At 67.7% G+C, this 26,825-nt stretch carries 25 protein-coding genes and 2 pseudogenes; 15 read left to right on the top strand and 12 right to left on the bottom strand.

Annotated elements, in window-relative coordinates; genetic code table 11:
- Positions 1-146: 146 nt before the first annotated feature.
- Positions 147-1,391 carry an amidohydrolase gene (locus OG912_RS11365; protein ID WP_443061084.1) on the top strand — a complete coding sequence of 415 codons (1,245 nt, stop codon included), beginning with the start codon at positions 147-149 and terminating at the stop codon, positions 1,389-1,391.
- Between the two features lie 456 nt (positions 1,392-1,847).
- Here the strand turns inward: OG912_RS11365 and OG912_RS11360 are convergent, their stop codons facing one another.
- The 3 genes from OG912_RS11360 to OG912_RS11350 all read right to left on the bottom strand — a co-directional run bounded on the left by OG912_RS11360 (position 1,848) and on the right by OG912_RS11350 (position 3,015).
- On the bottom strand, positions 1,848-2,189 hold the full coding sequence (locus tag OG912_RS11360; protein WP_327709252.1) for a hypothetical protein: 342 nt from the start codon (positions 2,187-2,189) through the stop codon (positions 1,848-1,850).
- Positions 2,190-2,281: 92 nt separating this feature from the next.
- The gene (locus OG912_RS11355) at positions 2,282-2,614 is read right to left on the bottom strand and encodes a hypothetical protein (protein ID WP_327709251.1); all 333 of its coding nucleotides are present in this window, start codon (positions 2,612-2,614) and stop codon (positions 2,282-2,284) included.
- A gap of 83 nt (positions 2,615-2,697) precedes the next feature.
- Positions 2,698-3,015, bottom strand: coding sequence for a hypothetical protein (locus tag OG912_RS11350; RefSeq protein WP_327709250.1), 318 nt, complete (start codon positions 3,013-3,015; stop codon positions 2,698-2,700).
- Positions 3,016-3,551: 536 nt separating this feature from the next.
- Here OG912_RS11350 and OG912_RS11345 point away from each other — a divergent pair.
- The 6 genes from OG912_RS11345 to OG912_RS11320 all read left to right on the top strand — a co-directional run bounded on the left by OG912_RS11345 (position 3,552) and on the right by OG912_RS11320 (position 10,799).
- The gene (locus OG912_RS11345; protein WP_327709249.1) at positions 3,552-4,592 is read left to right on the top strand and encodes a BMP family lipoprotein; all 1,041 of its coding nucleotides are present in this window, start codon (positions 3,552-3,554) and stop codon (positions 4,590-4,592) included.
- 283 nt (positions 4,593-4,875) lie between these two features.
- Positions 4,876-6,561: an ABC transporter ATP-binding protein gene (locus OG912_RS11340; protein WP_327709248.1), complete on the top strand. Its 1,686-nt coding sequence runs from the start codon at positions 4,876-4,878 to the stop codon at positions 6,559-6,561.
- On the top strand, positions 6,558-7,673 hold the full coding sequence (locus tag OG912_RS11335; protein WP_326738274.1) for an ABC transporter permease: 1,116 nt from the start codon (positions 6,558-6,560) through the stop codon (positions 7,671-7,673). The genes OG912_RS11340 and OG912_RS11335 overlap by 4 nt, the downstream gene beginning before the upstream one ends.
- Complete coding sequence (locus OG912_RS11330; protein WP_326738275.1) at positions 7,670-8,959, top strand: ABC transporter permease; 1,290 nt, start codon at positions 7,670-7,672, stop codon at positions 8,957-8,959. Before OG912_RS11335 ends, OG912_RS11330 begins: the two co-directional genes overlap by 4 nt.
- The gene (locus OG912_RS11325; protein WP_326738276.1) at positions 8,956-9,378 is read left to right on the top strand and encodes a cytidine deaminase; all 423 of its coding nucleotides are present in this window, start codon (positions 8,956-8,958) and stop codon (positions 9,376-9,378) included. The genes OG912_RS11330 and OG912_RS11325 overlap by 4 nt, the downstream gene beginning before the upstream one ends.
- A 143-nt stretch (positions 9,379-9,521) precedes the next feature.
- On the top strand, positions 9,522-10,799 hold the full coding sequence (locus tag OG912_RS11320) for a thymidine phosphorylase (protein WP_327709247.1): 1,278 nt from the start codon (positions 9,522-9,524) through the stop codon (positions 10,797-10,799).
- A 101-nt stretch (positions 10,800-10,900) separates the two neighbouring features.
- Here the strand turns inward: OG912_RS11320 and OG912_RS11315 are convergent, their stop codons facing one another.
- Positions 10,901-14,182: a S8 family peptidase gene (locus tag OG912_RS11315; RefSeq protein ID WP_327709246.1), complete on the bottom strand. Its 3,282-nt coding sequence runs from the start codon at positions 14,180-14,182 to the stop codon at positions 10,901-10,903.
- Between the two features lie 439 nt (positions 14,183-14,621).
- Between OG912_RS11315 and OG912_RS11310 the strand changes: the two genes are divergently transcribed.
- Together OG912_RS11310 and OG912_RS11305 are read left to right on the top strand one after the other, a co-directional pair.
- Positions 14,622-14,966: an STAS domain-containing protein gene (locus OG912_RS11310; protein ID WP_327709245.1), complete on the top strand. Its 345-nt coding sequence runs from the start codon at positions 14,622-14,624 to the stop codon at positions 14,964-14,966.
- A gap of 467 nt (positions 14,967-15,433) precedes the next feature.
- Positions 15,434-15,964 carry a hypothetical protein gene (locus OG912_RS11305; protein ID WP_327709244.1) on the top strand — a complete coding sequence of 177 codons (531 nt, stop codon included), beginning with the start codon at positions 15,434-15,436 and terminating at the stop codon, positions 15,962-15,964.
- A 162-nt stretch (positions 15,965-16,126) separates the two neighbouring features.
- Here the strand turns inward: OG912_RS11305 and OG912_RS11300 are convergent, their stop codons facing one another.
- The 3 genes from OG912_RS11300 to OG912_RS11290 form a co-directional block, all read right to left on the bottom strand.
- Positions 16,127-16,384 (bottom strand): Txe/YoeB family addiction module toxin, encoded by a 258-nt coding sequence (locus OG912_RS11300; protein ID WP_327709243.1) that lies wholly within the window; start codon positions 16,382-16,384, stop codon positions 16,127-16,129.
- On the bottom strand, positions 16,381-16,638 hold the full coding sequence (locus tag OG912_RS11295) for a type II toxin-antitoxin system Phd/YefM family antitoxin (RefSeq protein WP_032763654.1): 258 nt from the start codon (positions 16,636-16,638) through the stop codon (positions 16,381-16,383). The genes OG912_RS11300 and OG912_RS11295 overlap by 4 nt, the downstream gene beginning before the upstream one ends.
- A 135-nt stretch (positions 16,639-16,773) precedes the next feature.
- On the bottom strand, positions 16,774-16,935 hold the full coding sequence (locus tag OG912_RS11290; protein WP_443060967.1) for a DUF7848 domain-containing protein: 162 nt from the start codon (positions 16,933-16,935) through the stop codon (positions 16,774-16,776).
- A gap of 39 nt (positions 16,936-16,974) precedes the next feature.
- Here OG912_RS11290 and OG912_RS11285 point away from each other — a divergent pair.
- The 3 genes and pseudogenes from OG912_RS11285 to OG912_RS11275 all read left to right on the top strand — a co-directional run.
- A pseudogene (locus OG912_RS11285) lies at positions 16,975-17,364 on the top strand (XRE family transcriptional regulator); the annotation flags it as partial.
- A 2-nt stretch (positions 17,365-17,366) separates the two neighbouring features.
- On the top strand, positions 17,367-17,837 hold the full coding sequence (locus OG912_RS11280; protein WP_327709242.1) for an NUDIX domain-containing protein: 471 nt from the start codon (positions 17,367-17,369) through the stop codon (positions 17,835-17,837).
- Positions 17,838-18,880: 1,043 nt separating this feature from the next.
- Positions 18,881-19,000, top strand: a pseudogene (locus OG912_RS11275) (hypothetical protein); the annotation flags it as partial.
- A 186-nt stretch (positions 19,001-19,186) separates the two neighbouring features.
- On the opposite strand, the gene OG912_RS11270 reads toward OG912_RS11275, so the two are convergent.
- The 5 genes from OG912_RS11270 to OG912_RS11250 form a co-directional block, all read right to left on the bottom strand.
- Positions 19,187-20,083, bottom strand: a complete 897-nt coding sequence (locus OG912_RS11270) for a LysR family transcriptional regulator (RefSeq protein WP_327713393.1) — start codon at positions 20,081-20,083, stop codon at positions 19,187-19,189.
- Between the two features lie 215 nt (positions 20,084-20,298).
- The gene (locus tag OG912_RS11265) at positions 20,299-20,961 is read right to left on the bottom strand and encodes a type 1 glutamine amidotransferase domain-containing protein (protein ID WP_327709240.1); all 663 of its coding nucleotides are present in this window, start codon (positions 20,959-20,961) and stop codon (positions 20,299-20,301) included.
- Positions 20,962-21,011: 50 nt separating this feature from the next.
- Positions 21,012-21,743, bottom strand: coding sequence for an HAD family hydrolase (locus OG912_RS11260; RefSeq protein WP_327709239.1), 732 nt, complete (start codon positions 21,741-21,743; stop codon positions 21,012-21,014).
- A gap of 96 nt (positions 21,744-21,839) precedes the next feature.
- A complete protein-coding gene (locus OG912_RS11255; RefSeq protein ID WP_327709238.1) occupies positions 21,840-22,385 on the bottom strand; it encodes a DJ-1/PfpI family protein in 546 nt (181 codons plus the stop codon).
- Between the two features lie 21 nt (positions 22,386-22,406).
- A complete protein-coding gene (locus tag OG912_RS11250; RefSeq protein ID WP_327709237.1) occupies positions 22,407-23,132 on the bottom strand; it encodes a cupin domain-containing protein in 726 nt (241 codons plus the stop codon).
- Between the two features lie 303 nt (positions 23,133-23,435).
- On the opposite strand from OG912_RS11250, the gene OG912_RS11245 reads away from it, so the two are divergent.
- From OG912_RS11245 to OG912_RS11235, 3 genes are read left to right on the top strand one after another with little or no spacing between them, the layout of a single operon-like run.
- A complete protein-coding gene (locus tag OG912_RS11245) occupies positions 23,436-24,230 on the top strand; it encodes a DJ-1/PfpI family protein (RefSeq protein ID WP_327709236.1) in 795 nt (264 codons plus the stop codon).
- Between the two features lie 35 nt (positions 24,231-24,265).
- Positions 24,266-25,399 carry a ferritin-like domain-containing protein gene (locus tag OG912_RS11240; RefSeq protein ID WP_327709235.1) on the top strand — a complete coding sequence of 378 codons (1,134 nt, stop codon included), beginning with the start codon at positions 24,266-24,268 and terminating at the stop codon, positions 25,397-25,399.
- A 54-nt stretch (positions 25,400-25,453) separates the two neighbouring features.
- Positions 25,454-26,824 carry an MFS transporter gene (locus OG912_RS11235; protein WP_327709234.1) on the top strand — a complete coding sequence of 457 codons (1,371 nt, stop codon included), beginning with the start codon at positions 25,454-25,456 and terminating at the stop codon, positions 26,822-26,824.
- Position 26,825 lies beyond the last annotated feature (1 nt).

The raw sequence follows: 26,825 nt of genomic DNA, 5'->3' as shown, positions 1-26,825 counted from the left end.
GGGTAGAAATCGGCAGAGTTTACCCGCCTCCATCTCATGTCACACATGTCGGCGCCGACTTTTGTTCCTCTATGTGGCTGAACTTTTGTTGATCTGTGGCCAGTTGACGGGGTGAGGGGCCTACCCTTCAACGGGTGAACCAGTTGATGTCCCGTGAGTCCGATGCCGATCAGCCCGGAAGTGGCGGCGTGAGCCAGGGCAGCCGCGTACTGCCCGGCACGCTGCCCGAATCCCTGCGTGCCGAGCTCATCGCCTTCCGCCGCGATCTGCACATGCACCCCGAGCTCGGCAACCAGGAGTTCCGCACCACCGCGGCCATCAAGGCCCGGCTGGAGCAGGCAGGGCTTGAGCCGCGGGTGCTCGCCTCCGGGACGGGGCTCATGTGTGACGTCGGGACGCGGAGCGAGGGGACGCGGCCCATGCTGGCGCTGCGGGCCGACATCGACGCGCTGCCGATCCCGGACACCAAGACGGGCGTCCCGTACCGCTCCACCGTGCCCGACCGGGCGCACGCCTGCGGGCACGACATCCACACCACCACCGTCCTCGGTGCCGGCCTCGTGCTCGCCGAGCTGGACCGGCAGGGGCTGCTGCCCAACCCGGTGCGGCTGATCTTCCAGCCGGCCGAGGAGGTGCTGCCCGGCGGGGCGCCCGACGCGATCGAGTCGGGGGTGCTGGAGGGGGTCGGCCGGATCGTGGGGGTGCACTGCGACCCCAAGGTCGACGTGGGCCGGATCGGGCTGCGGGTCGGGGCGATCACCTCCGCCTGCGACCGCCTTGAGCTGTCCCTGGACGGCCCCGGCGGCCACACCGCCCGCCCGCACCTGACCACGGACCTGGTCACCGCCGCCGCCAAGGTCGCCACCGAGGTGCCCGCGCTGCTGGCCCGCCGGGTCGACGCGAGGGCCGGGCTGGCGGTGACGTGGGGACGGCTGGAGACAGGGCACGCGTGCAACGTGATCCCGCAACACGCCGAACTGTCGGGCACGGTTCGCTGCCTGGACCTGAAGGCGTGGCGGGAGGCACCGGACCTGGTGCACGCTGCGATCGACGAGGTGGCCGGGATGCACGGCGCGAAGACGGTGATCAACTACATCCGGGGTGTCCCGCCCGTGGTGAACGACGCGGCCGCGATCGACCTGCTGTCGGGAGCGATGTCCGCCCGCCGCGGTTCGTATGCAATCGAGGACACCGAACAGAGCCTGGGCGGGGAGGACTTCTCCTGGTATCTGGAGCACACGCCCGGGGCGATGGCGCGCCTCGGAGTGCGTACGCCCGGCGACACGCGCGGGCTCGACCTGCACCGCGGCAACTTCGACGCGGACGAGGAGGCGATCACCGTGGGGGTGGAGCTCTTCACCGCCTCCGCGCTGCTTCACATGGTGGACTGAGGGCGGACTGGCCCAGCCCTCAGGCACGGGCAGGCACCAAGTATGCGGGGGATTGAATCTTTTCGCTGCCGCCCGCACTGTGGAGAGGCCTGTAGGTCTATCGTCCGCCTGGTCGAATGGCGGGCCGGTGACGTGCCTATTGTGCACGCAACCGGTATCCACAATTGGGCTGTTTCCTCCAGGTGGCCTCCGGAGGTCGTTGTACTGCCTGATCTTGGGGCAGCGGCGCTCCGGAGGTGCCTGTCGGATTCCCCCAGCCTCACTTCCGCTGCCGGTCGGCAGCGGAAGGGAGGCTTCCGCTCACGCGCGATGTGAATAATCGTGGACTGCTCGGCAGTCGTTGGCGGTGCGGATTCGAAGGGATATGAGGCGAGTGCAATTTTGAACTACATGGTCACCGATGAGCCTGTTCGCGGAATATCCCAGGATTGGTGATATCCAAGAAAGGGATGCCTGTTACAGGCGCGTCCGCGTCAGGCCCACCTTGTAGATGCCCACGCTCGAGTTATCGGAGCACTGGGCGCTGGAGGTCTTGCCGTTGCCCACCCGGTTTCCGTTGACGTGCCACTGGGTACCGCGTGGGTCGATGCAGGTGAGCCGCACCTGTACACCCTCGAGCGGGTAGGGGAGCATGCCCGTGCACTTGGCGTATCCCTTGTAGGGCGCGGTGCTCGACTTCCAGGTATCGCAGTCGACGGAGGCTGTGCCGACTTCCGAGGCGGTCGCGGTGGGTGCGGCGACGAAGATCGAGCCGGCTGCGACGATAAGCCCGGCGGCCAGACTGTACATCTTCTTCATGATTATCCCTCAGTTGCGTGGTAAGCGGTCGGATGTCCGTGTGTGGTCACCCTCGCCCCCCCCGACTGGTTGCGGGGCGAGGGTGACTGGGGTCAGTTGCTTAGGGTCAACCCGATCTTGAGGATGCCGACGTTCGGGCTGTCCGAGCACTTGACGATCGAGGTTTGCGTTTTTCGCATCCAAGGACCGTTGACGATCCAGGTGCCTCCACGAGGATCGACGCAAGTGGCGTGCACTCGGAACTTGGCCCAGCTGCCCATTTCGTTACAGCGGGCGAAGGCGTAATAGGGCGCGCTGCCTGACTTTCCGGTCTTGCAGTCGATGGAGGCTGTGCCGACCTCTGAGGCGGTCGCGGTGGGTGCGGTGACCGCGACCGAGCCGGCTGCAATAGCCACCCCGACGGCCAGACGGAACGTCCTCTTCATACGTACCTCTTACGTGGTAAGCGGTCGGATATCTGTGTGGTCACCCTCGTCCCCGATTGGCTGAGCGCGAGGGGAGGCTGGAGTCAGGCGCTGAACGAGACTCCGGTCTTGAGGATGCCGACGTTCGGGTTGTCCGAGCACTTGGCGGTCGAGGTTTTGGTGTTCTTCACCCACGGGCCGTACACAACCCAGGTGCTCCCGCGAGGATCGACACAGGTGACCTTCACTCGGAACTTGTCAGCCGAAGCGATTTCGCTGCAATAGGCGGAGCCGGTATAAGGAGCGCTGTTGGACGTCCAGGTCTTGCAGTTTCCTACGCCGGCCGATGCAGTTGGAGCCATTGCGCCAGCGGTCGCCAGCACCGCTGCCGTGATGGAAAGAACGGAGAATGTTCGCTTCATGGTTTTTTCCCTCGGTCCGGAAAAGTGCATCACGATTGAGTGAACGGATTTATTTAATGAATCTTTGAAGTTTGGGTCAACTTTTTTGCAAGATTTGACTGGATAATGCAAGTTAAAGGACTCGAAATGTGCGCTAGGGGTGAGGTTGGGGTGCTTTGCACCCGAAGGTGTGGCCGGTTTCGTTCGAATGGTTGGCAGGCCCGTGAGTCGTCACCTGAGCCACAGTGGTGAGTTCCATGGGCCCGCGGCGTCGAGCGGCGGGTTGTGGAACTTGGTCATGGTCGGCGCCGGGGGAGCCGGGTGTATGCGGATCTGCTCCCTCTCGTGGGTGCATCAACGTGGACGGGAGGCGTGGTGAGCGCCGCGCTTCCTCGCTGCTCCACCGCAGCCATCCGTACCCGGACGAGCCACCCCCCGTTCGCGACGATCCGATAACGGCTGCCGTACAGGTCATTATCTGACATCTACGCGCGTTACGATCGCGGCGAAACCAGCGCCGGAAGAGGCGCTTCGGTCAGGTTTGAAGGAGCCTTCCCTTGCGCCGGGTATCCAAGATCACCGCCGCGTGTGCTGTCACCGCAGCTCTCGCGCTCACCGCCACCGCGTGCGGCAGTTCGTCCGACGAGGACACCAGCTCCGACTCGGGTCAGATGAAGATCGGCATGGCCTACGACGTCGGCGGCCGTGGCGACAACTCGTTCAACGACTCCGCCGCTCGCGGCCTGGACAAGGCCAAGGCCGAGTTCGACGCCCAGACGAAGGAGCTCACCGCCAAGAACGGTGAGACCCCCGCCGACCGTGAGCAGCGTCTGCAGTCGCTGGCCGAGGGCGGTTACAACCCGGTCATCGCCGTCGGCTTCGCGTACAAGGACGCGGTCGACAAGATCGCGCCCAAGTACCCGAAGGTGAACTTCGGCCTGGTCGACTCGGTCGCCGACGCGAAGAACGTCGACTCGATCGTCTTCACCGAGGAGCAGGGCTCGTACCTCGCCGGTGTCGCGGCCGCGCTGAAGTCGAAGGACGGCAAGGTCGGCTTCATCGGTGGTGTGGACCTCCCGCTGATCAAGAAGTTCGCCGCCGGTTTCCAGCAGGGCGTCAAGGACACCAAGCCCAGCGCCACGGTGCAGATCCAGTACCTGTCCACCGGCTCGGACCTGTCCGGCTTCGGCAGCCCCGACAAGGGCAAGGCCGCCGCCAAGGGCATGCTCGACAAGGGCATCGACGTCATCTTCGCCGCCGCGGGCGGTTCGGGTGCCGGTTCGATCGAGGCCGTCGCGGGCCAGAAGGGTGCCTGGTCCATCGGAGTCGACTCCGACCAGGCCCTGGACCCGGCGCTGTCCAAGTACAAGGACACGATCCTGACCTCGGTCGTCAAGAACGTCGACACCGGCGTCTTCGACCTGGTCAAGTCCGTCAAGGACGGCAAGCCGCTGACCGGCACGCAGACGTACTCCCTGGCCAAGGGCGGCGTCAGCCTGACCACCACGGGTGACCACCTCAAGGACATCCAGGCCCAGCTCGACGCGGCCAAGAAGAAGATCGTCGACGGCGACATCACGGTCAAGACCACGACCTGATCCGTCCCGTAGATCGGGGCCCGGACGAGCGGCTTCGGCCGCCCGCCCGGGCCCCGATCGCGTACCCCCGCACAGGGGGTCACCGGCCCCGGTCCGCCATCTGTGATCAGGTGGCCAACGATTCGGTGGCGCTACGCGCGTAGCTCCGGCTCGGGCGCGGTACCTTTTTCCGCCCCCCGCTCACGTCTTCCCGTCTCCGTCCCACCGTCTCCGCCCCATCGCCTCCGCCCTCCGCTCCTGCCAAGGAGAGTGCGCCATCAACGCGTCCAGCAGTCCTCATGCCGTGGAGCTCCGCGGTATCACCAAGCGGTTCCCCGGGGTCGTGGCCAACCACGACATCGACATCACCGTGCGCCGCGGCACCGTCCACGCTCTCGTCGGTGAGAACGGCGCCGGCAAGTCCACTCTGATGAAGATCCTGTACGGCATGCAGAAGCCGGACGAGGGCACCATCGCGGTGGACGGCGAACAGGCCACGTTCTCCAACCCGGGCGACGCCATCGACCGCGGTATCGGCATGGTGCACCAGCACTTCATGCTCGCCGACTACCTCACCGTCCTGGAGAACGTCGTACTCGGCTCCGAGAAGCTGTACGGCATCGGCGACCGGGCCCGCGCGAAGATCCGGGAGATCTCCGACGCCTACGGTCTCGGCGTCCGCCCGGACGCCATGGTCGAGGACCTCGGTGTCGCCGACCGCCAGCGCGTGGAGATCCTCAAGGTCCTCTACCGCGGCGCCCGCACCCTGATCCTCGACGAACCCACCGCCGTCCTCGTACCGCAGGAGGTCGACGCACTGTTCGACAACCTGCGCGAGCTCAAGGCCGAGGGCCTGACCGTCATCTTCATCTCGCACAAGCTGGGCGAGGTGCTGTCGGTGGCCGACGAGATCACCGTCATCCGGCGCGGTACGACCGTGGGCACCGCCGACCCGAAGCACACCACGACCAAGCAGCTCGCCGAGCTGATGGTCGGCAGTGAGCTGCCGTCGCCGGAGACCCGTGAGTCGACCGTCACCGACACGCCGATGCTCACCGTCGACGGGCTGCGGCTGACCGCGACCGACCCGGACGGGGTGGTGCGTGCCGTGCTCGACGGCATCACCTTCACCATCCACAAGGGCGAGGTCCTCGGCATCGCCGGCGTCGAGGGCAACGGCCAGTCCGAACTCGTCGACACCATCATGGGCATGCGCACCCTCGACGCGGGCTCCCTCGCCCTGGACGGTACGGACATCTCCCGCACCCCGACGCGCAAGCGCCGCGAGGACGGCATGGCCGTCATCCCCGAGGACCGCCACCGGCACGGACTGCTGCTGGAGGCCCCCCTCTGGGAGAACCGCATCCTCGGCCACGTCACCGAACGCCCCAACAGCAAGGGCGCCTTCCTCGACCTCAAGGCGGCCCGCGCCGACACCGAGCGGATCGTGCGCGAGTACGACGTGCGCACCCCCGGCATCGAGGTCACCGCGGCCTCGCTCTCCGGCGGCAACCAGCAGAAGCTGATCGTCGGCCGCGAGATGAGCCACTCGCCCAAGCTCCTGATCGCCGCGCACCCCACCCGGGGCGTGGACGTCGGCGCACAGGCCCAGATCTGGGACCAGATCCGCGAAGCACGCCGCGAGGGACTGGCGGTGCTGCTGATCTCCGCCGACCTGGACGAGCTGATCGGGCTCTCCGACACCCTGCGGGTCATGTACCGCGGCCGGCTGGTCGCGGACGCCGACCCGGCGTCCGTCACCCCCGAGGAGCTCGGCTCGGCCATGACGGGTGCGGCCAGCGGCCACCTCGAAGCGCCCGAGGAGCCCCCGGCAGCCGAGCCCCCGACGGCGGAGCCCCCGGCAGCCGAGCCCCCGGCCCCGGGGAAGTCGCTCACACCGGACGACCCGGCCGCCGGCCCTACCGACGCCGACCGCACCGACGGCGACCGCACCGACACCGACCCCCGGGACGGGGGAGAGGACCGATGAAGAAGATCGACAAGGAGCGGCTGCTCCTGGGGATCGCGGCCCCCGTACTCGCGATCGTGGTCGCCTTCCTGGTGACGGCACTCGTACTCGCCGCCACCGGCAAGGAACCCTTCAGCGCCTTCGGCATCATGTTCGACTACGGCCTGAAGTCGGACAGCCAGGTCTACATCCTCAACAAGGCGACGACGTACTACCTCGCGGGTCTCGCGGTGGCCGTCGGCTTCCGGATGAACCTCTTCAACATCGGCGTCGACGGCCAGTACCGCCTCGCCGCCTTCTTCGCGGCGGCGGTCGGCGGCGCGCTGACCCTGCCCGGCGCCCTCCAGATCCCGCTGATCATCCTCACCGCGATGATCGTCGGCGCGATGTGGGCCGGTATCGCCGGTGTCCTCAAGGTCACCCGGGGCGTCAGCGAGGTCGTCTCGACGATCATGCTGAACGCCATCGCGACCGCGATCATCGGCTACCTCCTCCAGCAGAACCGCCTCGGCCACCTCGACGAGGCCGGCACCAAGATCTCCACCAAACCGCTCCCGGAGTCCTCGCACTTCTTCGAGTTCCCGACCACCCCGACGCCCGTCTGGGGCTTCATCGTGGTCGCGGTCGTCGCGGGCATCGCCTACTGGTTCACGCTCTCGCGCACCCGCTTCGGCTTCGATCTGCGCACCGTCGGCCAGTCCGGCTCCGCGGCCGAGGCCAGCGGCGTGAACGTCAAGAAGATGGTCGTCACCTCGATGCTGATCTCGGGCGCGGTGGCCGGCCTCATCGGCATGCCGACCCTGCTCAACGACAGCTACGAGTACAGCGGCGACTTCCCGGTCGGCATCGGCTTCACCGGCATCGCCATCGCCCTCCTCGGCCGCAACCACCCCATCGGCATCGCGCTCGGCGCACTGCTCTGGGGCTTCCTGGAACGCGGCACCGGAAAGCTGGAGTTCGAGGGGTACGACAAGGAGATCGTCGGTGTCATCCAGGGCGTCATCGTCCTGTGCGTCGTCATCGCCTACGAAGTCGTCCGCCGCTACGGACTCAAGCGCCAGCAGAGCAAGGTCGGCGCGGAACTCGCCGCACAGGCCGCCCGTAACTCCGACCAGCAGGAGGTGTCGGCGTGACCGTCACGGCGACTTCCACCCCGCCCCCCGCGGCCCCCAAGGTCTCCGGCGGCAAGAGCGGCCGCACCAGGCTCTCCTTCCCCGTCGTCCTGCTGATCATCGCGGGCGTCCTGCTCGCGCTGTCCGCGGTGCGCGCCATCACCGGCGCGCAGGACGTCACCTCGGCCGGACAGATCAGCGCGGCCCTCGCGATGGCCGTGCCGATCGGCCTCGCCGGTCTCGGCGGCCTCTGGGCCGAACGCGCCGGCGTGGTCAACATCGGCCTCGAAGGCATGATGATCCTGGGCACCTTCTTCGGCGCCTGGGCCGGCTGGCAGACCAACCCCTGGCTCGGCGTCCTCGCCGGTGTCATCGGCGGCATGCTCGGCGGACTGCTGCACGCGGTCGCGACCGTCACCTTCGGCGTCGACCACATCATCTCCGGTATCGCGATCAACATCCTGGCGCTCGGCTTCACCACCTACTTCGCCAAGCTCTGGTTCAACTCCGGCGAAGCGGCGGCCAAGGGCGGCTCACCGAAACAGTCACCACCGGCCGACGAGATCACCTCGGTCACGATCCCGGGCCTCTCCGACTGGCTGCACTCGATCGAGAAGCACCACTGGTTCTTCGTCTCCGACCTGGCCGGCGTCATCGGCGGCCTGGTCACCAACGTGTCCCTGCTGACGATCGTCGCCGCGGTGCTCTTCGTCGCGACGTTCTTCATCCTGTGGAAGACCGCCTTCGGCCTGCGGCTGCGCTCCTGCGGCGAGAACCCGGTGGCCGCCGAATCGCTCGGCGTGAACGTCTACACGTACAAGTACATCGCGGTGCTCGTCTCCGGCGGCATGGCCGGACTCGGCGGCGCCTTCCTCTCCCTGGTCACCTCGCACATCTACAACGAGGGACAGACCGGCGGCCGCGGATACATCGGTCTCGCCGCGATGATCTTCGGCAACTGGCGTCCCGGCGGACTCGCCATGGGCGCCGGCCTGTTCGGCTTCGCCGACGCGCTCCAGCTGCGCAACGGCGGCGAGTCCGTCCACGCGCTGCTCCTGCTGCTCGTGGTCGCGCTGGCCGGCATCGCGGCCTGGAAGCTCTACCGCAAGAGCTTCGTGCAGGGAGCCGTCAGCGCGGTCATCGCCGCCGTCATCCTGGTCTGGTACCTCGGTACGGACACCGTGCCCACGGAGTTCGTCAGCGCCACCCCGTACGTCGTCACGCTGCTCGTCCTCTCGCTCTCCGCGCAGCGGCTGCGGATGCCGAAGGCCGACGGCATGCGCTACCGCAAGGGCCAGGGCAAGTGACGCCCACCGCCGGTGCGGACGCCGCCGCCGTCGCGGGAGCCGACTGGGACGCCCTGCGCGCCGCCGCCCGGGACGCCATGTCCCGTGCGTACGCGCCCTACTCCGGCTACCCGGTCGGCGTCGCCGCCCGCGTCGACGACGGCCGCACCATCGTCGGCTGCAACGTCGAGAACGCCTCGTACGGCATCGGGCTGTGCGCCGAGTGCGGGCTGGTCTCCCAGCTCCACGCCACCGGCGGCGGCCGGCTGACCCACTTCACCTGCGTGGACGGGGCGGGCGAGATCCTGGTGCCGTGCGGCAGGTGCAGGCAGCTGCTGTACGAGTTCGGCGGACCGGAACTCGTCCTGGAGACCCCGGACGGCTTCCGCACGCTCGACGAGATGCTCCCGCAGGCCTTCGGGCCCTCGCACCTCGGCTGAGCACCTTTCCGGTCCCCACCCGCCGGACGGGCCCGCACACAGCGGGCCCGTCCGGCGTCTCTCCCATCCTCTATGCGCGTAGAGTCAACGGAACTCATGCGTGCTCATGCGTACGTACGTACCGGCCGGAAGGACTCCAGGACATGGACGCCATCTCCGTCATCCGCACCAAGCGGGACCGAGGCGAGCTGACCCCCGAGCAGATCGACTGGGTCATCGACGCGTACACCCGCGGCGAGGTCGCCGACGAGCAGATGTCCGCACTGGCCATGGCGATCCTCCTGAACGGCATGAACCGCACGGAGATCGCCCGCTGGACCGCCGCCATGATCGCCTCCGGCGAGCGGATGAACTTCGACGCGCTCTCCCGCCCCACCACCGACAAGCACTCCACCGGCGGCGTCGGCGACAAGATCACCCTGCCGCTCGCCCCGCTGGTCGCCGCCTGCGGCGCCGCCGTACCGCAGCTCAGCGGACGCGGCCTCGGCCACACCGGTGGCACGCTCGACAAGCTGGAGTCCATCCCCGGCTGGCGCGCCCACCTCTCCAACACCGAGATGCTGAACGTCCTCGACACCACCGGCGCCGTCATCTGTGCGGCGGGCGACGGACTCGCCCCCGCCGACAAGAAGCTGTACGCGCTCCGCGACGTCACCGGCACCGTCGAAGCGATCCCGCTCATCGCCAGCTCGATCATGTCCAAGAAGATCGCCGAAGGCACCGGCGCACTCGTCCTGGACGTCAAGGTCGGCTCCGGCGCCTTCATGAAGACCATCGAGGACGCCCGCGAACTGGCCTCCACCATGGTCGCGCTGGGCACCGACAGCGGAGTGCGCACGGTCGCCCTCCTCACCGACATGTCCACCCCCCTGGGCCTCACCGCGGGCAACGCCCTGGAGGTCCGCGAATCGGTCGAGGTCCTGGCCGGCGGCGGCCCGCAGGACGTCATCGACCTCACCCTGGCCCTCGCCCGCGAAATGCTGGACGCGGCCGGACTCAAGAATGCCGACCCGGAGAAGGCCCTCGCGGACGGCTCCGCGATGGACGTCTGGCGCCGGATGATCTCCGCCCAGGGCGGCGACCCCGACGCCGCACTCCCGGTCGCCCGCGAACAGCACGTCGTCAGGGCCCTGTCCTCCGGCATCCTGACCCGCCTGGACGCCTACGACATCGGCGTCGCCGCCTGGCGCCTCGGCGCGGGCCGCGCCCGCAAGGAGGACCCGGTCCAGGCCGGCGCCGGCGTCGAACTGCACGCCAAGCCGGGCGACGAGGTGACGGCCGGACAGCCGCTGCTGACGCTGCACACGGACACCCCGGAGAAGTTCGAGTACGCCCTGAAGGCGCTGCCCGACTCGTACGACATCGCCCCGGCGGGCACGCCGTTCGCCGCCACCCCGGTGGTGCGGGAACGCATCGCGTAACCACACGCGCCGGCACACGGACGGCCCGCCGGAACGGTGAGAAACACCGTCCCGGCGGGCCGCTGTCATGCGTGCCGGAGCAGGGAGGACCCGGGCGGGACCTACTTGCCGAAGTAGGCGTCGTAGATCGCCACCGAGGACTTGTTGCCCTTCTTGTCCGTGACATCGGCCTTGAAGGAGAGCGACTTCTTCCTGGCCGGGTTCTTCACCGAGACCTTGCCCTTCTTGACCGCGGTCTTCTTCCAGGTCTTCCCGGCGTCATAACTGACGTACACCGTGAGCGACTTGAGGTTCTTCCCGGCTGCCGCTCCCTGCACCGTCACCGGCACGGACACGGTCTTCCCGGCCTTGGCGGTGCCGTCGAGCGCGACCGCGGGTGCGAAGCGGACCACGGAGACCGGCAGCGCGACGAGATCCTTGGTCCGGCCGGAGCGGAAGGTCCAGCTCGCGTCGATCCGGCTGGAGACCGAAGCGACGTCGGCGGCGCGCCGCACCGACGTGGTCAGCCGGTAGTCGGCGGCCGCGGCCGGCACGGTGATGGGCGTCTCGCCCGCGAGGGGGTCGGCGTTCTTGGCGAACACCTTGCCGTTGCGGTAGAGCACGGTCTTCACCGAGCTGTAGACGGACCCGCCGACGTTCCCCCGGCCGTCGGCGAACAGCGGCAGCGACCCGACGAGCGCGTTGTCCTCGCGGAAGACCCCGAAGTCGGCGTTGACGTAGGGCCCGAACACCGCGGTGTTCACAGTCTTCGTGTACGTCTTGCCGGCCTTGAGGCTCTGCGGGTCACCCAGGGAGTACGAGGCGTCGCTGCGTGGGTAGCCGTCCTCGTCGGGCGCACCGTTCTGGCCGAAGTCGAAGCCCCACCGCACCTTGTCGGCGGTGGAGACATAGGCGGTGGTGGCCGACGGAAGCTTCTGGGTGGTCGCGGCCGACCAGCCGCCGTACGAGCCGGGCAGCTCGCCCCAGGCGGAGATGTCGCCGGTCTTGCCCTTGACGGACGAACCGGCGCGGACCGTGACCTTGGCCAGCTGCCCGCTGCCGAACGCGCGGTGGTACCCGGTTGCCACCCGGCTCACCGGGCCGCCGAGCGCGATGTCGTACCGGGTCGCCGCACCCTTGGTCCAGGTGCCGTACCAGTGCTGGGCGAGCTGGACGCCGGTCGCCTTCGGACCGATGTGCGCGGTGCGCAGCTGCTTGTACGAGTCGAGCACCCAGCCGTAGCCGTAGCTGTTGTCCTCGTTCTCGACCTGGAGGTCGGGCGAGGCGAGCAGGGCCTTCGTGCCGGTGGCCGGAAGGGTGATGTCGACCGGCTTGGCCAGGCGCGCGTCGAAGGTCACCGTGGTGTTCCCGGTGAGGTTCAGAGAGGGCTGAGCGAGCCAGTCGACGCCCTTGCCCAGGTCCTCCGGGTCGCTGTACACGGCCGAGTTCAGCACGTACCCGCCCTTGGGGACGCGGATCTTCGCCGTGCCGTCGACGACCTCGGGGGACTCCCACACGCCGACCGCGGCACCGCTCATGCCGTAGACGTCGCCCGTGGTGTACGGGGCCGGCTTGCCGTCGCGCCCGATGGTCCTGAGCGTGAGGTCGTACGACTCGCGCTCGCGATCGACCGCGGCCGCGGTGCGGACGGTCTGCCCGCCGCCGGTCGCGACGACGTACGCGGAGTAGTCGCCGTCGGCCGTGCCGCCGAGCTTGGTGTCGACGGTCAGCGGCACCTCGGCGGTGCCGCCGGCCGGGACGGTCACGCCGGTGGCGCCGAGGGCGAAGAAGCCGGCCGGGGCGGGCTTGCCCGTCGGACCGGTGCCCTGGACGGTGAGCGCGAGCGTGACATCGGTCGTGCCGAGGTTGCGGTACGACACCTTCTTGGTGACCGGCACGTCATCGGTGTGCGGCCACTGCTGGATGCCGAAGCTCAGCGAGACCGGGTCGGCGACGACGGACTGGGCGATCGCCCGGTCGACGGCGATCCGGCCCGAACCCTGCTGGAAGGGGGTGTACGTCCCCGGCTTCGTGGAGGCCGTGAGCGCGCCCTTGAGCTCGGTGTACTTCCAGTCGGGGTGCTGCTGCTTGAGCAGCGCCGCGGCGCCCGCGACATGCGGGGTCGCCATCGACGTACCGGAGATCGTCAGATAGCCCGCCGGGCTCTGACCGACCTCCTTGTCGATGACGGAGCCGGGCGACGCGGCCGCCGTGATGTCCACTCCGGGAGCGGTGACATCGGGCTTGATCGCACCGTCGCCGACCCGGGGGCCCCGGCTGGAGAAGTCCGCCAGCAGATCGTTGTCGTCGACCGCGCCGACGGTCAGCGCGGAGTCGGCGCTGCCGGGGGAGCCGACCGTGCCGGCCCCGTCGCCCTCGTTGCCCGCCGCGATGGCGAACAGCACGCCGCTGTCGGCGGAGAGCTTGTCGACCGCCGCTTCCAGCGGGTCGATCCCCGGGGTGTCGGTGCCGCCGAGGCTCAGGTTGATGACGTCGGCGCCCTGCGCGACCGCCCACTCCATGCCGGCCAGGATGCCGGAGTCGTCGCCGAAGCCGTCGTCGTCGAGCACCTTGCCCTCAAGGAGCTTGGCGTCCGGGGCCACGCCCTTGAACTTCCCGCCCGACTTCGCGCCCGTACCGGCCGCGATCGAGGAGACATGGGTGCCGTGGCCGAAGTGGTCCTTCGTGTCGGGTGCCCCGGAGAAGTTCTTCGACGCGAGGATCTGGCCCTTGAGGTCCGGGTGGGTGTCGTCCGCACCGGTGTCCAGAACCGCGATCCTGACGCCCTTGCCGGTGTAGCCCGCCTTCCAGGCGGTCGGGACGCCGATCTGCGGGACGCTCCTGTCGAGGCTCGCCCGGCGCACGCCGTCCAGCCACACCCGGTCGACACCGGCGGCGGTGGTCCGCTGGACGCTTCCCGACGGCTTACGGGTGAGCGCCTGCCAGACGGACCGGGCGTCCTCCTGCGGGGTGGTCACGGACTGGGCGTTCAGCGACTTCAGTACGGGCCCGACGCGGGTGGCGCCCGCGTCGCGCACCTCGGCCTTCGCGGCCGTGGCCGCGGCTCCCCGGTAGGAGACGATCAGCTTCAGGCCCGACTTCCGCGCTCTGCGGTTCTCCGCCCGGCTCAGCTCCGTGACGTCGAACAGCCGGCGGTCCAGCTTTCCGGAACTGATCAGCCGGTGTGCGTCGGCCGGGACGAGCAGGGTGTGCCCGTCCCGCGTCTGCCGCTGCACGGGTATGTGCTCGCGCCCCGCCGCGGGACGGAAGCCCACGACCCGGCCCTTGGCGTCCACGGTGACGCGGTCGCCGGTGATGAGCGTCAGCTGGTGCCGTGCGCCGGACGAACCGGCAGCCGGAGCCGACTGCGACGCGCTGTTGTACGGGCTGTTGTCGCGGGCCATGGCCGGGGTGGTCAACCCGGCCGCGAGCGCAACGGCCGCCGCTGTGGCGACGGTTGAAACACACGCTCTACTCACGTGTCTGCGCAACTCTCCCCCTGGAGAATCAGGCGGCCCCCGAGAGGGCCGGTGGGCAGTCGGCACCGATGCGTGCACCGGCGCCGGCTGTTTCACCCGTATAGAGGGGGATGTGATCGAACAGGTTCACAGCAGACGCACAGATGGCCGGAGTTGGCGGATCTTCATCGGCCGCCGGTCGCCTGACCGTGGGCTGTCGCGCGCCTGCGGGTCGCCTGCCGGCTGGACCTGCGAGACGGGGGAGCGGCCGTTGTGAGGGTGGCCGGAGCGGTCCATGGGCAGCTCGTGGGCACCGGGGCGCCCACGAGGAGCCGGCGGGCGAGGGGCGCTCGGGTCCGGCGGGAAGCGGAGAAGCGGCGGGACGATGAGTTTCGGCCGCCGGATCGGTCTCCTTGTTATGGATCCCTTGTCGCCGGCCGTACTTGTCCTCTCCGGACGCGTCACCCGGGCCACCGTCCCCGGACTCTGTGCCGAACTGGAGGCGCTGCTGGCCACCACGGACACGCAGGTGGCTTTGGTGGACTGCGACGTGGGCGGACTCGTCCAACCGGATCTGGCCGCAGTGGAGGCGATCGCCCGCCTCTCGCTGGTCGCGCGCCGGACGGGCGGCCGACGGCTACGGCTGCTCGGGACGCCGCCGGAACTCCAACTGTTGATTGATCTGGTGGGGTTGGGAGATGTAGTTGGGCTTGCGGAAGCAGCCCCCTGAGTTGGTCGTCGCCGCGGGATTCGTGCGTGGTGGGGGCAGGTGAGGCAGATGCGGCGAGGCGAAGATGTCGCCCCGCGTTACGGCCGGCCGCCTCCTCGCGTGGTGGTTTCATCGCATTGCGGCTTTCATGTCATTTCTGGCATCTGTCGTTTGTTCCGGTGGTCAAATTCAAGCCAGCGGAACAGTGCGAGAACGGGGGATGAAAGTGCGACAGGAGATCACACGGTGTTCGAGCGTGTCGTCAGCCGAAGGTGACGCTCTGTCAGGCGTGCAAAGTGAACGAGCGGGCCCCGGGCGGTTGGGTACAGATCCCCGCTTCAGGGGAACCGGAGGAATACACTCCAACATGAGCCCTCCGCTCTGGTGTCCCAAGGGCAAGGGAAAGGTGTTCGAGCGATTCGAGGTCCCGGAGGAAATTCCACCCGGCTATGATCTCGAAATGTCCAAGCAGGCAGGACTGTAGTCACATGCTGATCAATTACCTTCGCCAGTTCTTTCCGGATGTCGAGACAGATGACCCCGTCTCGTATCTGAGCGAGGCGGGCGACACGGTCAACGCACTCATGTACTCGTTCCTGTACTGGCCTCACCTCGTCGAGCTTCATGGCGCGGTTTTCCTCGGCCTGAGCGGGAATGACGAGGAGGAGATCCGGGAGAGGCTGTCCGCCACTACCGGCCGTGCGATCCCCGACGGGGAGGAGCTCTCCTGGGCTGAGGTGGTCGACAGTTTCAACCTGTTCGAGCTGGGCCACCTGTTCAGCGCGGTGCCCGTGCACAGTGAAGATTTCGACTCGCTGCACCGCGAACTCGGATCAATTCTCGTCAAGTCCTGGCATGCGCGACTCGTCTACGCATTCCCGGAGCGGAAATTCTCTGTCCGGCTTGTGGAAGCCGACGAGTCGATGATGGAGATGAGGATCGAAGTGAAGCAAGTGTCACCGACCCTTGCGACTCCGGGTGGCTGGGACGGTCGTCTCCGCAGGGTTGTGATCGACTAGCCGCACCCTGCTTGTGGCAGCGCTGGCCGACGCGCAGCAGCGGGGCTGGTCGCGCCGGGCGTCGATGCCGCGCGCAGCACCGGCAGGTGGGGCGGAGCTGGTTGAGCCAGGCGCGTACGTCCTTGGCGGAGAGCTTGCTGAGTTTCTTCCTGCCCGGGCCGGTCAGTAGTGGTCGCGGGCCTGGATGATCTCCAGGCCGTCGGAGTCGGTGACGCGGTAGACCAGTCGGTGTTCCTGCGTGATGCGACGGGACCACCAGCCGGACAGGTTCCCTTTCAGCGGCTCGGGCTTGCCCCTGCCTTCGAAAGGGGTCCGTTTGATCTCCTTGATGAGGTCATTGACCCTGCGGAGCGTCTTGCGGTCGCTGTCGGCCCAGTGGGTGTAGTCCTCCCACCCGTCATCCGAGAACGACGTCTTCACGCGTCCTCCGTGTCGATCAGGTCTCGTACGGTGCCGCGTCCGGCGTCCATCTGCTCGATGGAGCGCATGAGGCGGGCGGCGTTGCGGGGGGAGCGCATCAGGTACATCGTCTCCTCCCAGGCGTTGTAGTCCTCCTCGGACATGATCACGACGGTGCCCGCCTTCGACGTGACGCGCTCCGGCGCGTGGTCTTCGGTGACGCGACGGATCAGACCGAAGAAGTCCTTCCGCGCTTCGCTTGCGTTGATGGTCATGATGGATTCCTCCTGTGCATGTCGCCAGCCTTCGATAAAGACGTACTGAAAACAGTACTACACATGTACGTTATTCGGTACGGTGAAAGTTGCGGCGTTGCGTCTGTCTGAGCTGTTCAGAGTTTCTCTGCTGGTTCAAGGGCGCCCCGCTGACGCGGGCCGCCGCGCGCCGGCGGTCGGCGACCGCCGCCCGCTCCGGTGGGACGGGTTCTGGCCGCAGTGCCGCAGGACCCAATCCTGCGGTTCGGCGAAGTCCTCGCTTGTCGGCGAGGCCTCTCCGTCCACGGCGCACTGCATCGCGTAATGGACCGGCTCCGCGTCCGGCTCGCGGTCGGGCTGAACGAACTCCTCACCGAACGCGCCGCCGAAGGCTGCACCGCCCGCATCGCGATCGGGGACCCCGACAGCGACAACGTCCAAGCCCGCGGCCGGGAAGAGCGGTTCGGCCACGGCATCGAATCCCGCTGCCGCCTCGCACTCATGCATGACAAGCCGCTCGCCGACACTCCCGGCATCGAAGTCCGCACCCACGGCACCACGCTCTACAACTCCCTCTGCCGGGCCGACGACCAGCAACTCGTCAACGCACTCGTCTGGGGCGTCAACGCCCACGCAGCCCCCGTGTGGCACCTTCGCCGTCACGAGACAGGCGGCTTGTTCGACACCTACGCCGACAGCTTCGACGCCGTGTGGGCGACCGCAACCCCCGTACGAGAGGAAGACTGACCGTGGCCCGCACCGAGTACTACGACGACCCCAACGCGCCCAAGCCGAACAGCTTGGTCGTCGCCGCTTCCGCCGTCGTCACTGACGACCACGGGCGCATCCTCCTCCAGCGCCGCCGCGACAACGACCTCTGGGCACTGCCCGGAGGCGGCATGGACCTCACCGACTCCCTGCCAGGCGCAGCCGTCCGCGAGGTCAAAGAGGAGACCGGCCTCGATGTCGAGATCACCGGCCTGGTCGGCACCTACACCGACCCCAAACACATCATCGCCTACACCGACGGCGAGGTCCGGCGACAGTTCAACGTCTGCTTCACCGCCCGCATCACCGGCGGCCAACTGACCATCTCCGACGAGTCCACCGAGCTCCGGTTCGTGCCGCCGGAATGGATTGAGCAACTGCCGATGCACCACACTCAGCGACTCAGGCTCCAACACTTTCTGGAACAGCGCGAAAGGCCGTACCTGGGCTGAACCGTCTGACGGCAGTAGCGACGGCAACAACCCCGCACAACCACGGACATCCACGCACTTCACCGGACCAGCAAACTGCACTTGACCTGCGAGAAAGCAGGTCGAAGGCTTCGCGCAGCACACGTACTATGTGCTCGCGGGCAAGACGCCGATCTTGATGCACAACGCCTGTGGTCCTAACGCTACGTTCCATTGGGACCCCGCAAATCAACATGCATCAATTACTGTGAAGTCTGGGGATCGGACAGTGACGACTGATGCTCTTCCTGACTACGTGGAACCGCCATGGGGTGGCATCGAGAGCCTCAAACTTCCCCGTATCGTCAAAGCTCCTGGAGAAGGAGCATTCGCGCATGATTTCACGCTTCCGAATCCCGAGGGAGCTATGGCGCACATCGACGAGTTGTTCGCAAGGTCAAGTTACATGTTCGGCGAATGGAATAAGGCGATTAATAGCTGCATCACACACTGCGCCGATATTCTTAGGGTGGACGGCCTCGATGAGTTCCTCCCAGGTGCGCCGGGAACGTCTTTGCTCCGCAGTCATGTCCCGCCCGGGTTGTATGGAAAGTAAGGAGGTTGACTAAGCGTGGACGCGTATGTGAATTCATATCAGGTGTTTATCGATGTCCTAGCCCATCGCCATGCGGGTGCTCATCGGCGAGCTCTGACCGGAGACTTTGTCGCTGCATATGTGGAAGTAAACCACCTTCTTGCACGCACCAAAGGAAAACTGACAGATGCGGTGTGGTCGGACTGCGCTGCCGAACTTGAGCGATGCATGAGTCTCTATGAATCAGCGTGGCGGCGCTTCTCCGTAAAGGTTGGTGACGGTGTTTCGGTTGATGATGTGGGCGCCGCGGTGTCTCCGTCGCTAGGGCCGGAAACGACGCAGGCATTCCAAGCAGCTGTAGACGGGCTCCGGGCGGCGCTCGACGTCATGAGGAGAGAATCTCGCCTAGTCGGGTGTGTGAGCTGGGCTCGCTGACCTCGATGCTTCGTACGCCCAGCAGAATCTGGAGGTTGGCCATGTAGATGGTTGATCGTTGGTCGTCACCGGCAACCGCCACTACCGGAAACACGTACGCACCTACAACCTCACCGTCACAGAGCTCCACACGTACTATGTGCTCGCAGGCGCCACTCCGGTCCTCGTCCACAACCGTGGTGATACCGCTACGGTTCTCTGCGACCCCGATGTTCCACCTAATTGACACGACGCGATTCGCATTGACATCGCCGGCGGTCGATCACGACTCACTGTGGGCCGATGCTCGGGCGGCGTGGCCAGCGGGTGGGAGCGCACGCCCCGGATCACCACCCTGGCGGGCCCCGTCCAACAGGCCGCCTCACGTCCAGTCCTTGGCCTGCGCCAGGAGGTGGCCGTGGACGGCGGCGAGGCGATGGTCGGCCAGCGCACCGGATCGGGTGGCGAGGTAAAAGGTGTTGAGTGGCGGCACCTCCGGTTCAAGGAGGGGAACCACGGTCCCGGCGGCCAGTGCGTCGGCGCACAGGTAGGTGGGCAGGACCGAGATGCCGGCGGACGCGATGACGGCGGCGAGGACCCCACGCAGATCGGGGATGACGACGGCCGGACGTGTAGGAGGCGGTGCGTCGAACACGGTGCGCCAGTACCGGCGGAATATCGGCAGGGCCTCCGCGTAGGCGATGAGCGGGAGCTTCTCCAGTGCCCGGGGCCCGTCGAGGGCCAAGGCTCCCTCCGCCAGTGTGCCGGCGGTCTGCGGAGAGGCGAGGAGGACGAACTCCTCGTCGGCCAAAGGTGCGGCGTCCAGGCCCCGATACCGTGGCCTGATCGTCGAGACGACGATGTCGAGGTGGCCGGACTTGAGGTCCGCCAGGAGATGGTCGGCCTCGCCGAGAGTGACGCTGACGTCCATCCCGTCGGCGATCAGCCGGCTGATGGACGGCAGGACCCGTGCCGAGACCAGTTCGGCCGGCCCACCGAGTCGTAACGGCCGGTTGCTGGAGGCCGTGCCGAAATGCCGGGCGACGGCGGCGTTGAGATCGCTGATGGAGCCTTGGACCCCGTGGGCCAGCGACTCTCCCTCGGCAGTGGGTGTCGCACCCTGAGGAGTGCGAACGAAGAGCGGTTTGCCGAGCTCGTTCTCCAGGCCGCGGATGTGCTGGGTGACAGCAGGTTGTGTGATCCCCAGTTCGCGCGCCGCTTTGGTGAACGAGCCGGTGCGGTACACGGCTGTAAATGTTTGCAGCCAGCCCAGTTGCATTGAGTAGGTGACCCCCGGCACCATTCGTGCTGGTGGCACCACCCCCCGGGCGCCTTCCCGAACACTGCACGAAAGCTACCCAACAACCGGGACTGATTTCGCAAAGGGTCCCTCATGAATGCGTCACAAACGTAAAGACGACCGTCGGCGGGCGCGGGCAGGCCCTCTCGGATTCCGGCGGTCCACCGGCTGGGAGGCGCCTGCCCGCTGACGGCTCAGGCCAGTTCGGCGATGGTCAGCTCGGCGACCTTCGCAGCGCTGGCGGGGTTCTGGCCGGTGACGAGCCGGCTGTCGGCGACGGCGAACTCCGCGAAGTTGTCCGTCTTGTTGAACTTCGCGCCCTTCGCGATCAGGGTGCTCTCAAGAGAGAACGGGACGACGTCGGTCAGGCCCACGGCGTCCTCCTCCTCATTGGTGAAGGCCGACACCTGCTTGCCGTCCACGAGGTGGGAGCCGTCCTGGAGGGTGAGGTTGACCAGCCCGGCGGGGCCGTGGCAGACGGCGGCGACGACCCCGCCGGCCTGGTAGACACCGGCGGCCAGGTCCGCGAGTTCCTTGGCGTCGGGGAAGTCCCACATGGTCCCGTGGCCACCGGCGAAGTAGATGGCGTCGTAGTCCCCGGCGTTGAGGGATGCCGCGTCCGGAGTCGCCGACAGTGCCGTGTCGTTGGCTGCCAGGAACTCCTGCGTCACCGTGTCATCGGGCTTGACGCCGTCTCGCGGGGGCTTCCCTCCGGCGACGGACACGAACGCGATCTCCCAGCCCGCATCGCGGAAGACCCTGGCGGGGTGGGCCACTTCGGGCACGTAGAAGCCGGTGTTCCGGCCGGTGTTGCCGAGCCGGCCGTGGGAGGTGAGAGCGAACAATACCTTCGGCACAGTGCAGTCCTTTTCTGTGAGGGATGAGGATGCGGAACGAGATACGGGAATCAGGCGTCCAGACCGGCGAGTTCGGGTAGGTACACGCGCCGCTGCTTGCGTGTGACCGCCCGCTCGATGTGCTCGGCGGTGTGATAGCCCCACCAGGCCCACAGGGAGTTGGCGCCGGTGTCGCGGACGGCCAGAGCGTTGGTGATGTGGTCGTCGACGAAGGTCACCGCGGAAGCGGGCAGCCCGTCGTCCAGGGCCAGTTGCGCCACCGCCGTGCGCTTGTCGGAGCATTCCCCGATGACCTGGGTCACGGTGGTCTCCAGCTGGTGGTGGCCGAGGATGTCCCACACGCTCTGCTCGTCCTTCGCGGTGACGATGGAGGTGCCCCGCCCCTGGTGGCGGCGCAGCAGGTCGCTGATTCCGGGGTAGAGCGTGTGCATGTCCAGCCATGCATCCCGCTGGCGGGCCCTCAGGGCGGCACGTACGGCGGTGGCGCCCTTGGTCAGGCCGGCGAGCTTCACCGGCGGAATGCGGGCGTGGAGGTCTTCGTACTCCCGCACGCTGCGGATGGACTCCGCGGACGGGTCCCGGGCCACCATGAAATCGTCCAGGAGCCGGGCATAGCCGCGTACGGTCCGAAAGCGGCGTACGAATCCCGCGGGCATGGCCGCGGCGAGTTCGGTGAGCGGTTTCTCCGCGACGGCGTCGGCGGTGTGGTCGGCGTAGTAGGTGACTACGGCGCACTCGGTGAAGGCGTCGGCGATGACTCCGTCGAAGTCGAGTATCAGCACGAGGTGTCTCCAATGGGGTACGCAAGGGGCGGGCGCCGAACCGGGGGAATGCGACGGCGGCCCGCCCCTTGCGTGTCATGGGCGGTCGGCCGGGACTCAGGCGGCGACGGCGGTCTTCTTCTCGACGGTCTCGAAGACCCGTTGCATGAACCGGCCGACGTAGGCGTAGTACGAACAGGTGATGATGTGGCCGTCCACGATGACGTCCGAGTCGACGACATCGGCGCCGGCGTTGATGACGTCGTCGCGCAGGCCGATGTAGGCGCACGCTCTGCGCCCCTTGAGCACACCCGCACTGACCATGATCCACGGCCCGTGGCACAGCCCGGCTATGACCTTCTGCTCGGCGTCCATGGCGCGCAGGAAGTCGAGCACGTGCGCGTCCTGGCGGACCCGGTCCGGCGCCTCGTGGCCGCCGGTGAGGATCACCGCGTCATAGTTCGCGACATCCAGCTGGTCGAAGGCCACCAAGGGCTTGGCGGTCTTGTCCATCGGCAGCGGGATGCCGTACTTCCCGATCACGTCGGCGCCGTTCCTGGTGGCCACGTCGACGTGCCAGTCAGCTTCGAGCAGGCGGTAGTAGGTGTAGACGACGTCGTGGTCCTGGAAGCCGGGTCCGGTGATGATGACAGCACTGGGCATGGTCCTGTTGCTCCTTCGTGTTCAGCTGACGGCGAGTGAGAGGTAGTACTGGTCGAGCGCGGGTCGGCGCAGATCGCCCTGGGCCGGAGCGAGAATGTCGAACTCCCCGGTGACGACACCGGTCAGGCCGAGCGGAATGTGGAACAGGTCCTCCGGCTGGCGCCGGTAGAAGATGTCCGCGCCGGCGCGGATGGAGAAGCCGAACTCCTTGCCCGGGGAGTGGTCCCGCAGGCGGGCCTGCGGGAGATACGACACGGACTTGGCCGGCAGATCGGGGATCGCGGTGTGTCCCTTCTCGTAGCCCTTGCCCTCGCGGTCGTAGTTGTCGCGAAGGCGGATCAGGTCGAACTTGTTGCGCGGTGCCTCGACCTCCACCAGCCACAGCGGTCCGGGACCGACACTCGTGGAGGAGTGGAACGCTCCGCCGCCGATCCGCAGGATCGTGCCCGCCCCCACCGGTATCCGGCCGGTGAGGGTTTCCGTGACGCCCTGTCCCCCGAGGCACAGCAGGTAGGTCAGCTTTCGTGGGTGGACGTGCATCGACGTCGACTCGCCCTCGTCGATCTTCAGGTTCCACACGTCGATGAAGTCGTCCACGAAGACGCGGTACTCCATACCCCACGGCTTCGGGATGATCTGGTTGAGGTGATCGTCCTCCTCCAGGTCCTCGTTGCCGATGCGCGCGCCCTTGCGGACGGCTTCGTTCAGGGCGGAGAAATCGCGTGGACCGGGCTCTATGCTCACCATCAGTTCAGTCACCTGCGCTTCGTGCGTCATCTCAGACACGCTGGTCCCCCTTCGTCAGTGGCCGTGGTCCCCCGGTCCGGTCATGGACGCTAGACAGCGCCCCTCGTTGATCCAAATAGCGGCCGCCGCAGACCCCGATAACGGTTCGGCGGGTCCCCGCGGATGTAATGCCCCCCTGTCTGAACGCTTATTTGAACCGCTCTGCGGTGGTTGGCAGGCTGCGTGAAGGGATACGGTCCGGCACTCGACGCGCATGACGCCGGGGCCGTTTCCTCACTCCGCCAACACGAATGGGGATACGCCGTGAGTACACCTACGCCCACCCGTGGCCGCCGGACCGAGGTGGCGAAGCCGGCCGTCACGCAGATCGACTCCATCGGCGTGCTGGGCTACGAAGCCTGCTCCGAGCAGGACACCATCACGCCCCTGGAGATCTTCAAGGGCGCGGCGATGGTCACGTCCGGCCAGATCGCCCCGTGGCAGCGCGAGGCCGCCGACCGCGAGCTGGACGTGCGCCTGGTGTCGCTGGAGCCCGGAGTCATCAAGATGCAGATGGGTACGAACGTCGTAGCCGACTCGGTCCTGAACGACGACGAGCTGTTCGACATCCTCTACATCCCCGGCGGGGTCGGCTCCGGGGCGCTGCTCACGAACGACCGCGTCCACAAGCTGATCCGCCGGCACCACGAGGCCGGCAAGGTCATCGCCGCCAACTGCTCCGGCGTCGGCATTGTCGCCCGCTCCGGAATCGTCAACGACGAACCCCTGACCTGTGTCGCCGCGGTCGCGCGCGGACTGCGGGGGGAGGGCTTCAACGTGCCCGAGGCCCGCCGTATGTGGGTGGCGAACCCCGCGTCGAGGCTCTGGACGTTCACCGGCTCCTACGGAGTCAACGGCGGCGCCGTCGCCCTGGTCGCCCACTACTTCGGGCGGGAGGTCGGCACGATGGTGTCGATGATGTTCGACACCATCGGCGGTATCGGTGACGCGATCTTCGAGCAGACCGGGCCGGAGTTCTACCAGCACCCCGAACTGGAGTCCTCGTTCCAGGACTTCTTCCAGCCGATGCTCTATCCGCCGCTGGACGAGAACGCCTGAGCCCGAAGCGAACGAGGACAGCCGGGAGCCGTCGCATGCCCACCCCTGTGGAACTCAGAGACATCAGCTGGATCCGTGGAGCCCTGCAGACAGCCATTGCGCTGGAGCACTCCACCATGCCCCTGTACTGCTCCGCCATGTACTCGCTGGAGGTGCAGAACTACCCCTCCTACAACACCATCCGCAGTGTGCTGATGGAGGAGATGGTCCACATGGCCATCGCCGCGAACATGGTCGCCGCTCTCGGTGGCAGCCCTGACATCAAGGGACTCAAGCCGTCCTTCCCGGGCGCCGGCGGGCTTCCGGGCCACGTGGCCCCCGACCTGCGCCTGCACCTGGCCAAGCTGTCCCACGTCAGCCTGGAGGCGTTCATGCGCCTGGAGGCACCGGAGTTCATGCTCAACACCCGGCAGCGCGCCTGCGCATACCCCACCATCGGCTCGTTCTACGACGCCATCCGGGCGGCTGTCGTACGCAACTCCGATTCGGTGGAGCGTGCCATGCGAGCGGGAGGGCCGGCGAACCAGGTCGGCGGCAACCTCGGCTACCTCACCTTCGAAACGGACGACCCGGACCCGGTCGGCAAACTCCTCCAGGGGCTCGACATCATCACCGAGCAGGGCGAGGGCCGGGGCGAGGGCACCGTGGAGACCGCGGCGGAGGACTTCCAGAAGGAAGGCTCCCACTACGCCCGCTTCGCCGAACTGCGCTACGGCCGCCGCTACGCCGCCCCCGAAGACCTGACCATCTCCCGTGAAACGGAACGGGAGTTCTTCGCCGGCGAGGAGATCGCCTGGCCAGTGGTGATCAACGTTCTCGCCGTCCCCGACGACGGCTACGCGGCGATCCTCGCCCTCGATCCGCAGGGACCGGAGGTGCGCAAGGAGCTGGAGGGGTTCGACGATGCCTACACGCAGATGATGATCGCGCTGGACACCTCCTGGAACGGACCGGTGGAGACCTGGTGGCCCTCGCTCGGGGCCGCGGTGACCCAGATGGACCAGATGCGCGTGCGGTCCTGCTTCAACATCATGCGCAACCGCATACCGCAGACGGCGATCGACCGGCTGCCGGAGCTGTACCCCGCCCAGCACCGCGCTCTGGAGCGCTACACCGACCTCGACCAGCCGGTGTTCTACGGGCCGCGGTTCACCAACAACGCCATCTGACCCGGGGCAGTCCGCCCTGGGGTCCCGGCCGTCCCCTTTGAACGGAAGCTCTTCATGACACTCGCCAATGGCAAGGCCGTCGAGCCCGGAAACGAGACCCGCCCACGCAGGCGGGGCCTGTTCGCAGGTATCGCTGTGGGCAACTTCCTGGTCCTCCTGGACGCCTCCATTCTCAACGTAGCCCTGCCCGACATCCGATCGGACCTGCACACGGGTGCGGCAGCCCTGCCCTGGGCAGTTGACTCCTACACCATCGTCTTCGCCGGTCTGCTGCTCGCCGCGGGCGCGGTCGCGGACCGGTTCGGCCCCCGCAACGTCTACCGCGGTGCGCTGATCGCCTTCGGACTCGTATCCCTGGCCTGCGCCGCCGCGCCCAACGCCGGATCCCTCATCGGAGGGCGGGCCCTCCTCGGCGTCGCGGCCGCGGGTCTGGTCCCTGCCTCCCTCGCCCTTCTGGCCGGCCTGTACGCGGATCCGGGCGAGCGGGCCAGGGCGATCGGCACCTGGGCAGCCGTCACCTCCATCGGCCTGATCGCCGGCCCGGTCCTCGGCGGTGTCCTGGTCGAACTCGGAGGATGGCGGCTGGTGTTCCTCGTGAACCCCGCCATCATCGCCGTGACCCTGCTCGCCTCCCGAGGCCTGTCATCGAGCCGGCCGGACAGGGTGCGAACGGTCGACCGCTCCGGTATCGGCCTGTCGATCCTTGCGCTGGCGGCCCTGACGTTCGGCCTGATCGACGCCGGAACGGACGGCTGGGCACGCCCCGTACCACTGGTGGCCCTGGCGCTCTCCGCCGTGGCGTTCGTGGCACTCGTCTTCGTCGAGCGCTCCGCCGAGGCCCCCATCCTCCCGCCCGCCCTGATCGGCCTTCCCCGGGTGCGGGCGGACATCATCGCGGGCGCGATGGCCTCCTTCGTCTTCTACGGAGTGCTGTTCGCGCTGACGCAGTGGATGGTGACCGAGCGAGGTCTCTCCGCGCTGGAGACCGGCCTGGCATTCCTGCCGATGACACTGCCGATGTGCTTCATGCCGCTGGTCACCGGACGGGTCGTGGCCCGGATCGGCGCCCGCCAGGTGATTCTGGTCGGTCTCGCCCTGGACACCGTTGCCGGTGTGGTGCTGGGCTTCGCTTCCACCGACACCCCTCTCGCCCTGGTCATCATCGCCCAGGTGGTTCTCTCGTTCGGCTCCACCCTCGCGATCCCCGCCGCCACCGCGGACATGGCCATCGCCGTGCCGAAGGAACTGGCCGCGACCGGACAGGGCGCGTTCAACGCGGCACGACAGGCCGGCAGCGCACTGGGCGTCGCGGCTTTGGCGCCCCTGTCCACGCTGACGTCCTCCGGCGCCGTACTGGCCTGCGGCGGAGCGCTGGCCCTGATCCTGGTGGCCGCTGTGCGCCGCCCGAGGCCCACCGCTGTCTGAG

Origin of the sequence: Streptomyces sp. NBC_00464, assembly GCF_036013915.1 — a bacterium.
GTDB lineage: Bacteria > Actinomycetota > Actinomycetes > Streptomycetales > Streptomycetaceae > Streptomyces.
The sequence above is the reverse complement of the archived record's forward strand: the minus strand, read 5'-3'. Positions and strand labels throughout refer to the sequence as shown.